An 11,282-nucleotide genomic window follows, 5' to 3' on the forward strand; every position below is an offset into this window, starting at 1 on the left:
AAGTGTACCTAACTCTGCGTTGTACCCCATGGATCAAGGGGGAGATTGTGTATGATGGGGCGCAAATTTAGATTCATTTATCTCTTGGAGGGAGTATGACAGTAATCAGTCAACGAACTACGCATAGGTATGTCGGTGATGGTATACAGAACTCGTGGCCAATATTATTCAAGTTTTTAGAACCGGAGCACGTCAAAGCATTAAAAACTTCTGTCGAAGGGGTGACGACTCCCCTTGTTTACGGAAGTGAGTATACGGTCACAGCGCTTGAGGGCGGCGGGCAATGCTCTGTACAGTTGGAAGATGGTGAACAAATAACACTATTTCTTGATGTACCGTTAACTCAAGAAACTGACCTTCGTGATGCCGGAAGGTTAGCTCCGGAAGTGCTGGAACGGATGGCAGATAAGCTTACGCTAGCATTGCAGCAGCAAAAAGAGGATATCGGACGTTGTGTGAAGGTGCCACCTGAATCGGTAGAAAATCCTGATGACTATGTGCGGCATGTTTTTGATGTGGAGAAACAGGCACAGCAGTTAAAGGACGCAGCTGAGGCTGCGGCGACGGGAGCACTGGCGTATAAGGAACAAAGTGAAGAACAGGTTGGTCTTGCAGCAGTAGAAGTCGCAAAAGCTACCAGTATTGTATCTGAAGCAACCTCTACCTTTTCAGAAGTACAGGAGTTGGTAGATCACGTGCGAGAGTTGATAAACAATATCCCTAATGGCGAACCTTCAAGTACTATGCTTTTGAGTGGAATGGTGATCCCTTTTAAAGGTACGATAAATGACGATGGGTATCCTGTAGATAGAATCTCTGGGATAGAAAATAGAAACTATGCCTTGTGTGATGGAAGAACCCATAGCGCACCCGATGGAGCAGGCATTGTAACTCCTGATTTGCGTAATAGATTTATTACAGGAGCAGGAGAAGGGTACATGCAAGGGGATACAGGTGGTGCGGACTTGGTTGCACTTACTGTAGGTCAGATGCCTAGCCATACACACTCAATCCGTGCTGTTGACAGCGCAGGTGAGTTTACCTTTAATGATCTTTCAGTAGCAGCTCGACTGCAAACTAGTGAACGAACAGTTGGCGAGACTGGTGGTTCTGAGGCGCATGAAAACCGTCCGCCGTATTATGCTTTGGCGTATTTGATGAAGCTCTAATACGTCGTGTGAACAGAAACGTTAAACGCAGAAGAACCGAGGGGCTTCTGCGTTTTTATTTATGAAAAATTGCGTGATTACCGGACTTACACCATGACTTCCATGGGCTGTTCAAGGTGCCGTTGGAATAGACTGAATAGACATTGTCCCTGTGTAGGATGTAGTTAAATACGGCCATGTCGTTTAGTTTGTCTGTAATATTAAGGCGTTCCATTTCTTCGCAGACCGTTTTAAGAAGTGTAAGGACTACGGATTTTCGTCCACCAATTATGCCGCAGTTGCGTATTGGCTTCGTTGAGAATTCAGGGAATTGCCGTCCGTAGATGTCTTGGAACTGTTGTAACATCCAAGGGTTTTGACCAATAGCGTTTGTTTCACCGCCAATAAACAGGGAAAAGGAGAATCGGTGGTCCCATGCATATTTTTGTTCAGCTATCAGACTGCGTAACAGGGGAAGATCGCCGAGAGAATTTTTCAAGCGAGAGTAGTCAAAATAATCAAGATAGCTGCGGCGGAGTATGAGATGTGCAGGATTTTTTTTAAACCACGCATCTGAAATATCTACAATGAAAGCAGAACGGCAGTCAGGAAGTACGTCTAGAAGGTCTCTGGCTGCAAAGAAACGTTCATCAGCAATTGTGAAACGTCCGGGGGAATAAGGGACAAAATGAAGGCTTCCTCCAGTCTCCGGTGAGGAATGCATGGAAAAAAACATTCGGCATTTTTCCATAAATTTTTCCGGTAGTCCGTCATGGAGGATGACCATATTTAATTCAAGGCGGATTGCACTGTGGAACCAACCTGCTATGTAGTCAAATGAAGCGGGTTGGACCGACACGCCGTGCTGAGGGTGAATCTTTTGAGTAAAGTAAGCTCCTATAACAATATCTTTTTCATGGAGCACATGGTTCAGTGTGTTTGCTTGTTCCGGTGTGCAAAGCAGAGAACCGGTGTTTGGATGTTCCGCGGGGGATGTCTCTTCAGTTGTTGCTGCAGCCTGCATTAGCTTGCTCCTTCTTTCAACCCTATGATGCCCCGTTTTCCCAGCTGCCGGATAAACTGGCTTACTGCAACTCGTGATTCTTCTGGGTGCAGTTGGTAGCTTTTGGAAAGTTCGTTTGCGATTGCCTGAACGGATCGTTTGTCATTGATCAAAGACCAACAAAACGTTCCGAGCTCATCAAGTTCGAGACGTTTTTTTTGTTCAGGAGGTTCGTGGCCGAATGCTGATGTGAGCTTGCTGAATAAAGGGCGCATTCGGAGAGGGAAGGATAACGTAACAGACTTTTCGGTGCGGTTGAGTTCTTCAACCAGCATATTGCGAACAGGAACACAAGCCATTGCCTTTTGCATAGACAATGGCTGTGTAGCCTGAAGTTGTTTTGTTTTAGTCCACTTCCACATGATTGCAAATAGATTCCAAAAACGAACTGGATATTGGGGAGTTCGACCGTATTTCTACAGTAACGAGCTTATTTTGCCCCTCAACTATCCACGCCGCACCTCGAACTTGCTGCTGTTTACCTAGCAGGGAAGAACGGAAGAGGCGTTTCATAAGAGAAGGCTCCTCTACGTGCTTCCAATGATAGCGTTTTTTTGCTCCGGTGGGGAGTATGGATTTGTCTTTGCGGAAGTTTTCTAATGGTAAATCGTATGTCGCGTGTAGCCATCGACGGAAAGGCTTGCCTTCAAGAACTACGTTTGCAGGGCCTAGCCGCGTAATGCAGATAGTGGAATTCCCTGATTGTAGTTCAAGTACAAACTCACCCGGTTTAAATGAATGGCGTACAAGAGTGGAACCGGCAGGCAAGGCGCAACGAAGACCGAACATACTGAATGTTACTGGTTCGTCAGCATTGGTAACGGCAATGGATGCCAGAATCTGCCGGAGGACGTCTGTGTACTGGTCAACCGCTGCGTGAACCTGAAGTACCAGAATTGTATTAGAAGGAGTGTGGATGCAAACAGCACCGCTGCCTTTAGCATGAGAGAAGGGGTGAACTTGAAGACGGGATTGCAGGGCGTCTGTAAGGGAACGCCAATGCTCGGTAACAGCACTTTCTTCTGTGCTGAACCCTTTCATCCGTTTTAGCTGACGTATGACGTCGCCTTCTTTTTTAGGCAGGGCTTTAGAGTTGGCAACTCTATGCCATTTAATCTCCAGTGCAGGATGTGAATTACGAGAAAAAAGAAGATAACGCTGCTCAATCGCAGCAGGAATCCAGCTGTCAGGCATGGTCAGCGTAATGCCGTTCCATGCGGTGGGACTACCGGATATCTCCGATTGGGGGTCCATGCATTTTTCCTTAGTTATAGTTGCACAACAACGGATGTAGAAAAAATCTGTATCTTCTTTTGAAGGATAGTCCGATTTTCTTTGGAACTGTCTACAGCCGTCTTCCCGCCAGGCGGGTTCCGTGAATCTAACAATCTGCCCTCATGCTGAAAATCTGAGAGACTTCAGATAAACTTTTGATGGCTATTTATATGCTTGAACTACTTTTGAAGCGTGGTCAAGCATATTTATCAGCTGTTATGCGCTGTGTAATTTTTTTTAGATAAAAACGTTTATATCTCAGTGTAATATGGTTTGATTCTGTAGTGTGAGGTATTGTCCGGTAATAATGGTTTTAAGGGTAGTGCTGTTAGTAATTTTCCTCTGTAATGTACCTGATACCGTATATTTTTTACTATGGGTAAAGTTTAAGCCGTAGGTACATGTATGCGGTAGTGATTCATTATGGGAGAAAGTATGCGTGCATTTATACTCTACTTAATCGCCTTTATTCTTATCTATGTATACAACGGAAGAATTTGTCCGTTGGTGGCCGGCTTGCCTGCATGGCAAATTGGTTTTGTGGTGTTTATCCCTATTGCTACAGCATATATATTTCGCCTGCTGCTCTTTGATCCGCTTGTGCAGAAACAAAAACTGGATGTACAAGCAAGCGTGGTCGGTTGGTTGGATTTTGCATTGTTTTTAGCTGCCGGTATAGGGATGATTATCTTCAATGATGTTGTTTATGGTTTTCCACTGCTTGAAAGTGGTGTGAAGGTTATCAGCGGCACCTTGACTATTGGTTTTTTTGTTTCGACAGATCTTGCTTTGGAGCATAACCGTAAAGTTATGGACGTTCTCCGTAATACGAAGTGGTCGTATGGAATTCCCGATGTATATTATCCAATTACGACCAAGTTCTTTTTATTTGGAACGATAACAGTATTGCTTTTTGCCGGGCTTGTTATCTCTGTCATAGCACGTGATCTCTATCTGCTGCATGCAACACACATTTCAATAAACCGGGCGCATGTTCTGATGGCGCGAAAAGCTATCATAATTGATATTGGCTTCATCATGCTGGTGTTGATCGGTTTTATTATAAATCTGCTGTACTCATACTCCTTAAACCTCCGTATGCTTTTTAAAAGTCAAACGGGGATCCTTGAACGCGTCAGTAAAGGGGATATGGATGATTTTGTGCCTGTGATGTCTTCTGATGAATTTGGTATCATTGCCGGACATACTAATACCATGATCACAGGGTTGCGTGACCGCATTCGCATGATGGAAGGGTTAAAGGTTGCCGGAGAAATGCAGCAGGCACTGTTCCCTAAAAAACATGTTGAGTTTGAAGGGCTGGATATAGCAGCTACATCTCTTTTCAGTGATGAGACTGGCGGAGATTTTTTCGATTTTATGGAGAATCTGGGCGATAATAATGATGAGATGGTTGTAGTGCTCGGGGATGTGACTGGTCACGGTATTGGTGCAGCATTACTTATGGCGTCAACCCGTGCATATCTTCGCATGCAGGCAGAGTACCAATTTTCCCCGGCTCTTTTGTTATCGAATACGAATAGATTATTGGCATATGACTGTTTTGGGACAGGACGTTTTGTAACATTGTTTTGTTTACATATCTCGGGTGAGAATCATTACGTTAAGTGGGCGAGTGCCGGACATGATCCAGCAATTGTTTTTGATGCAAATACACCGGAGTTTAGAGAGTTAAAAGCTCGAGGGTTGCCACTCGGCGTAATGCCGGATTCTGATTACGAGGAAGTTTGTTGTGATGCATTGCGCGCTGGTGAAGTTTTGGTACTTGGAACTGACGGTATATGGGAAGCGATGAATAGTGATGGCGAGATGTTCGGTAAAGATCGTCTCCGTGATGTCATCAGCGCAAATCATTATAAGCCGGCAGCAGAGATATTACACGCTGTTGCTGAAGCGGTTCGGGCTTTTCAAGGTGACGAGCCACAAGTTGATGACGTAACGATTGTTGTGATCAAAGCGGATACATAGTAGCAGGGCAGAGCAAATTAATACCATAAAAAAAAGCCCCATCCGAGAACCTTCGGATGGGGCTTTTACAGTTCAATTTTCGATTGTTACTCGTAAGTCTGGCCAGTGTATCCTTCACGCATTGGTGCGTTCATCATGTAGTCCTGATTGTAGTCAGGGTTTTCCTTTTGTGGTGAACGGTATCTTTCAGGAAGATTTTTCTGATGCATGTGTCCAGGAGCCATCTGGTGACGCATAGGTGTCTGCCCTCTGTAAACTGGCTGACCATTAACCATATTCATGTATACTGGAGGATGGGCGCTCATAGGCATGTAGTTAGGGTCTGACATTTTCATCTGATGGAGACGATGGAGAAGCATGTCACGACCAGTAATGTCGAGGCCGTAGCTGTCTTTCAGAACAATCTGCTGCCTCTTGAGATTTTCCATTAACGCTTTACGTGCTTTTTCACGTTTGAGTTCGATGGTGGCTTTTTGTGCCGGTGAAGTCATTGCGGAGCGTTCCAGCATCATATGCTGATGTTTGAGCATCATTAATTCGTCAAACATCGGTTTGTTCTGTGCTGAAAATTCTGTCAGTGTTTTCATAAGGTTTGCGCGCATTTCAGGGGTCAGATTAGCTGCCTGAATTTTTGCGCACATAGGACAACGTCCCATTTGAACCGGCTGCATTGTGTTATTGTACGGTGCAGGGTGGTGCATCATTCTGCCGTCTTGATGCATCATGCCTTTTTTCATCATCATCTGATCATGTTTAACCATCATGTCCTGATTCATCTGACCGTGCTTCATCATCATTTGCTGGCGATGCATGGTTTGCATTTCAGGTGAGTAATGTTTGGTGATGCCGCTAGGGGAAGTGTATGTTCTCGGCACAGCATACATTTGGTTGTCAGCCATTGAAGGTGCTGCCGGTTGCATGGTCGGATACATTTCCTGTTGCATCATGGCGCCGCTTTGAGGCTGCATTTCCTGTGACTGAGCTGCCTGCGGTGCAAAGAGTATTGCGGTGCAAAATATAAACAAGCTAATCTTTACCACTCTCATGGTAGAAACTCCTCATAGTTGTGTGTTTCAAATCGTTGGCCCTAGAGAGAGTAAAGCGCATTTCCGGCTTGTATGGACAGTATTATCGACTCACAAAGCTACTGTTGCGCTATTAAATACCTCGACTCAAAAAAGTAACTGGAAGTAGAGATCGCGCCGGTATTTCGTGCTTGTCAGAGTTAGACTTTACGGACAGAATGACGTATGTAAGCACGTTCAACAAGTTACGAAAATAATGGGGCTGAGACTCAACTTGCGGGTACAGCTTCTTCATGCACTAGATTTTTACAGGAGGAGTGCCGGAAACGGCCGTCCGAGACTATATGGCGAAACTGGATAACATTCGAAATTTCAGCATTATTGCACACATTGATCATGGTAAATCTACCCTTGCGGACCGTATTCTTGAAATTACCGGTCTGGTAAGTGAGAGAGACCAGCGTGAGCAGTATCTCGACCGCATGGAGCTTGAACGCGAACGCGGTATTACCATTAAGGCACAGGCGGTACGAATCCCGTATAAAGCTAAAGACGGTGAAGAGTACATTTTAAACCTGATTGATACTCCGGGACACGTTGACTTCGGTTACGAAGTATCTCGATCTCTTGCTGCCTGTGAGGGCGCTCTGCTTGTTGTGGACTCCACACAGGGCGTTGAGGCACAGACACTTGCTAACGTATACCTTGCACTGGATCACGATCATGAAATCGTTCCTGTACTGAACAAGGTAGACTTGCCAAGTGCTGATGTAGATCGTGTTGGAGCTGAGATCGAAGAGAGCATCGGACTTGACGCAACAGACGCTGTCGGCGTGAGTGCTAAAACAGGTCTGAATGTAGATCTTGTTCTTGAAGCAATTGTTGACCGCCTTCCTGCTCCTAAGGGAGAGAAGGATGCACCTCTCAAGGCTTTGATCTTCGACTCATGGTATGACTCCTATCAGGGCGTTATTGTTATGTTCCGTATAATTGATGGTACCGTGAAAAAAGGCGATAAGATTCGTCTCATGGCAACCGAAAAGGAATATGAGATTACTCGCCTTGGTGTTTTCAGCCCTGAAATGGTTGAGATGAAGGAACTGGCTGCCGGTGAGGTAGGGTTCCTTTGTGCTACCATTAAAGAGCTTGGCGATGCGAAAGTCGGTGATACCATTACACTGGCGAATAATCCTTCGCAGGAAGCTATTCCCGGGTTTAAAGAAGTTCAGCCGATGGTTTTCTGCGGTCTGTATCCTTCTGATTCTCAGGATTACGAAAACTTAAAATATGCTCTTGAAAAATTGCAGTTGAATGATGCTGCATTCCAGTATGAAGCAGAGACTTCTCAGGCACTGGGATTCGGTTTCCGTTGCGGCTTCCTTGGTTTGCTGCATATGGAAATTATTCAGGAACGTATTGAACGCGAATTTAATATCGACCTCATCGCAACAGCACCTTCTGTTATTTACAAAGTAGAAACAGCAGACGGCGTTGTTCATGAAGTGGATAACCCTGCAAAGCTTCCTGACCCAAGTAAAACGGAAGCATTGTACGAGCCGTTTGTACGCTGTGAGATTCACGTTCCGGACGAATACGTCGGCAACGTTCTAAAGTTGTGTGAAGAAAAGCGCGGTATTCAGAAGGATATGAAATATCTGACAACAAACCGCGTTATCATCACGTATGAGCTGCCTTTTGCAGAAATTGTGTACGATTTCTTTGATAAGCTGAAATCATACACCAAAGGGTATGCTTCTATGGACTACGAAATCGTAGACTACCGTGAAGCAAACCTTGTTAAGCTTGATATGCTGATCAACGGTGACCCAGTGGATGCTTTGGCAACAATTGTGCACAAAGATAAAGCATACTACCACGGTCGCGCTGTAGCATTAAAACTGAAACGCAGTATTCCGCGCCAGTTGTACGAAGTTGTTGTACAGGCTGCTATCGGTCAGAAAATTATTGCAAGAGAGCGCAATGCGCCGTTACGTAAAAACGTTACCGCTAAATGTTACGGCGGTGATATTTCACGTAAGCGTAAGCTGCTTGAAAAGCAGAAAGAGGGTAAGAAACGCATGAAGCGCATGGGTAACATTGAGTTACCGCAGGAAGCGTTCCTTGCAGCTCTCAAAATTGGCGACGATTAGAAGAGAATGTCCGTTCTGCGGGCGAACAAGCAGGTATAGAAAGAATGGGTAATACATCAGGTAAAAGTGGATTGAGAGAATATTTGGAAGCCCTCGGGGTAGCACTGATTCTAGCGTTGATTATCCGCTCCTTTGTAGTTCAGGCCTTTACTATTCCGTCCGGCTCCATGCTCCAAACTTTGCAGATAGGTGACTACCTGCTGGTAAATAAGTTTGCCTATGGTGTTCGGTTCCCGTTTACAATTGAAGAAACCAATCCGGATGCACCGTCCGTATGGGCGCGCTATTCTGTAGTACAGGGTGGCGAAATGATTGCCGTTGGTGACCCGAAGCGTGAAGATATTGTGGTATTTGAATACCCGAGAAATCCTTCAGTTCACTACATCAAACGTGTAATCGGTATTCCGGGTGACACAATTGAAATTCGGAATAAGGTTCTGTACCGCAATGGTCAAAAAGTTGATGAACCATACGTTCAGCACACGAAAATGATGCCTGGTCCGGGCGACAATTACGGACCGGTAATTGTGCCGGAAGGTAAGTACCTTATGCTTGGTGACAACCGTGACGAATCTTACGATTCCCGTTTCTGGGGATTTGTAGACCGTGAAGCGATTGTCGGTAATGCATTGATTATTTACTGGTCAATGGACGGTATGCGTTCTGTTCGATGGGATAGAATCGGTATGCTGGTTCAGCAGTAAGCAATACATAGAATGAAAAGCCCCTGACATGAAAATGTCAGGGGCTTTTTTTATGGTGTGGAACATGTCCCTTGAATTGTGGCAACACAGTGTGAAGGATGGGGTTAGCAGACGTATGTGATTCTTCGAGGTTGTTTATGGCGCTTTTATTTAAAAGCGTATTGGCCCAGTATGGTAAGGCTAAAAAAAATCCCCTGTGGAAACACAGGGGATTTTTACTGCAAGGAAAAGGGTGACCAGCTAGTTTACGCCTTTGGAGCGTAAGAAGCTGCTGTACTGTTTGTCAGTGCCTTTAATATGGTGTGTGAGCCAGTCTTTGAGGAATTTCATCACATCCATGGTCACTGTCAGTTTACCGGAACGTACTCCGCCTTCGAAATCAACAACTTCCTGAACAAACTTACGATGCTGTTCAATATGTGCCGGAGTGTCTGCATACCCGTGTTTAGCGAAGAGGTCTTCTTCGTATCCGAAGTGGGTAACAGTGTAGTTCTTGAGATTGTCGATAACATCAAGGAGCTCATTATGGCTGCGGCGGGCTTTCATAGCGGCATGAAGTTCGTTGATAAGAGAAACAAGAACCTTATGCTGCTCGTCAATGGAGTTTATTCCCACAGAGAGGTCATCGCTCCAGATGAACAATGGGCCGTCGGTGGCAGCAGCGTTTTCAATATTCCCCTGTGAAAGACTGGAGATCATGGAATCAAGTTCTTCAACAAGGCCGGAAAGTTCAACAATGGCATTGGCTGCACTGTTCATACCGGTAGCTGTTTCAGAAGCAACACGTGTTACATCAGAAATGGCTCGGTTAATTTCTTCGGAAGCAGCAGACTGTTCTTCAGAAGCAGCAGCAATGGAAGCAACTTGGATTGCGGTTTCGTCAACGATGGTAACAATCTGTTCCATAAAGGTGCCGGACTCAGATGCTGCTTCCGTTGAAAGGGCTATGTCGTGTGCTGCAAGTTCAACTGCCTCAACGTTCTGTTGAGCGTGTGATTGAATAAGGTTGATTGCACCGCCTACTTCCTGTGTTGCATGCATGGTTTTTTCAGCAAGCTTACGTACTTCATCAGCTACAACTGCAAAACCTCTGCCTGCCTCGCCTGCACGGGCGGCTTCGATAGCTGCGTTCAGTGCAAGCAGGTTTGTCTGGTCTGCAATGTCAGAAATAGTCACCATGATCTGGCTGATGGCATCAGCCTGCATTCCAAGCTGCCCCATGGTTTCTTTTAAGTTATAAATTCGTTGTTCCATTTGAACAATCGATTCTACAGCTCTGCGAACACCGTCTGCACCGGTTTCTGCGTTTTGTTTTGAATCAGAGGCAGAGTTGGCTGCGCTGGAAGCATTTTGTGCTACTTCGATAACTGTGCAGTTCATTTCTTCCATGGCAGTAGCGGTTTCGGTCATACGCATATGCTGTACGTCTACACCGGCGTTTACCTGTTCAATCTGAGAGGACAACTCGTGAACTGCCTCAAATGCTTTCGTGGAAAGGGCATGAGCACGTCCAGCAACGTCACGCATGGAGACGAGCATTTTCTGAACTTTGTCATCCTGTTCCTGTGCAGCAGCAAGTGCGCGCTTGGACTGTTCTTCTGTAATTTTAATAAGGTCGTTGCTTTTTTGAACCTGCGACATTTGATCTTTGAAGTTCGATACGATGCCGAGCAGGGAAGTCCTCAGTTCTTTGAATTCGAACTGGAAGCTTCCTTCAAGTTTTGCATCAAAATTTCCTTTATGGATATTTGCTGCGAATCGATGGATATTGTTGAGTGGAGCGATAAGCTGGTTGCGTACATTAATGATGGTAAGCACCATTACAAGAAATGAAGCAATAGCCAGTACGCCTTGAATTGTATGGCGCATGAACTCGTTTTCTGCACCGGCAAACGAGAAGTCGGTGAGGAGCATCAATACGACAGTGC

9 protein-coding genes are annotated in these 11,282 nt (G+C 45.4%); 4 read left to right on the forward strand and 5 right to left on the reverse strand.

Going from position 1 to position 11,282, the window contains the following annotated elements; all coding sequences use genetic code 11:
• The first annotated feature begins 95 nt into the window (after window positions 1–95).
• A complete protein-coding gene (locus QZY95_RS05145; protein ID WP_290920128.1) occupies window positions 96–1,169 on the forward strand; it encodes a hypothetical protein in 1,074 nt (357 codons plus the stop codon).
• A gap of 55 nt (window positions 1,170–1,224) precedes the next feature.
• Here the strand turns inward: QZY95_RS05145 and QZY95_RS05150 are convergent, their stop codons facing one another.
• Genes QZY95_RS05150 through QZY95_RS05160 form a run of 3 tightly spaced genes read right to left on the reverse strand, consistent with a single transcriptional unit; the run spans window position 1,225 to window position 3,465 of the window.
• Window positions 1,225–2,172: a hypothetical protein gene (locus QZY95_RS05150; protein WP_290920130.1), complete on the reverse strand. Its 948-nt coding sequence runs from the start codon at window positions 2,170–2,172 to the stop codon at window positions 1,225–1,227.
• The gene (locus QZY95_RS05155; protein WP_290920133.1) at window positions 2,172–2,573 is read right to left on the reverse strand and encodes a PqqD family protein; all 402 of its coding nucleotides are present in this window, start codon (window positions 2,571–2,573) and stop codon (window positions 2,172–2,174) included. Before QZY95_RS05155 ends, QZY95_RS05150 begins: the two co-directional genes overlap by 1 nt.
• Window positions 2,557–3,465 (reverse strand): hypothetical protein, encoded by a 909-nt coding sequence (locus QZY95_RS05160; RefSeq protein ID WP_290920136.1) that lies wholly within the window; start codon window positions 3,463–3,465, stop codon window positions 2,557–2,559. The genes QZY95_RS05155 and QZY95_RS05160 overlap by 17 nt, the downstream gene beginning before the upstream one ends.
• A gap of 456 nt (window positions 3,466–3,921) precedes the next feature.
• On the opposite strand from QZY95_RS05160, the gene QZY95_RS05165 reads away from it, so the two are divergent.
• Entirely contained in the window at window positions 3,922–5,475 is a 1,554-nt protein-coding gene (locus QZY95_RS05165) for a SpoIIE family protein phosphatase (RefSeq protein WP_290920138.1), read from the forward strand.
• Window positions 5,476–5,561: 86 nt separating this feature from the next.
• Here the strand turns inward: QZY95_RS05165 and QZY95_RS05170 are convergent, their stop codons facing one another.
• Entirely contained in the window at window positions 5,562–6,521 is a 960-nt protein-coding gene (locus tag QZY95_RS05170; protein WP_290920141.1) for a hypothetical protein, read from the reverse strand.
• Between the two features lie 323 nt (window positions 6,522–6,844).
• Here QZY95_RS05170 and lepA point away from each other — a divergent pair, with 323 nt between their 5' ends.
• Together lepA and lepB are read left to right on the forward strand one after the other, a co-directional pair.
• On the forward strand, window positions 6,845–8,650 hold the full coding sequence (lepA, locus tag QZY95_RS05175) for a translation elongation factor 4 (RefSeq protein ID WP_290920144.1): 1,806 nt from the start codon (window positions 6,845–6,847) through the stop codon (window positions 8,648–8,650).
• Window positions 8,651–8,694: 44 nt separating this feature from the next.
• Window positions 8,695–9,354, forward strand: coding sequence for a signal peptidase I (gene lepB, locus QZY95_RS05180; RefSeq protein ID WP_290920147.1), 660 nt, complete (start codon window positions 8,695–8,697; stop codon window positions 9,352–9,354).
• 240 nt (window positions 9,355–9,594) lie between these two features.
• Here the strand turns inward: lepB and QZY95_RS05185 are convergent.
• Window positions 9,595–11,282: bacteriohemerythrin (locus QZY95_RS05185; RefSeq protein WP_290920150.1), on the reverse strand; the 1,688-nt coding region annotated here is incomplete at its 5' end.

Source organism: Halodesulfovibrio sp. (assembly GCF_015482765.1).
Classification (GTDB): domain Bacteria; phylum Desulfobacterota; class Desulfovibrionia; order Desulfovibrionales; family Desulfovibrionaceae; genus Halodesulfovibrio.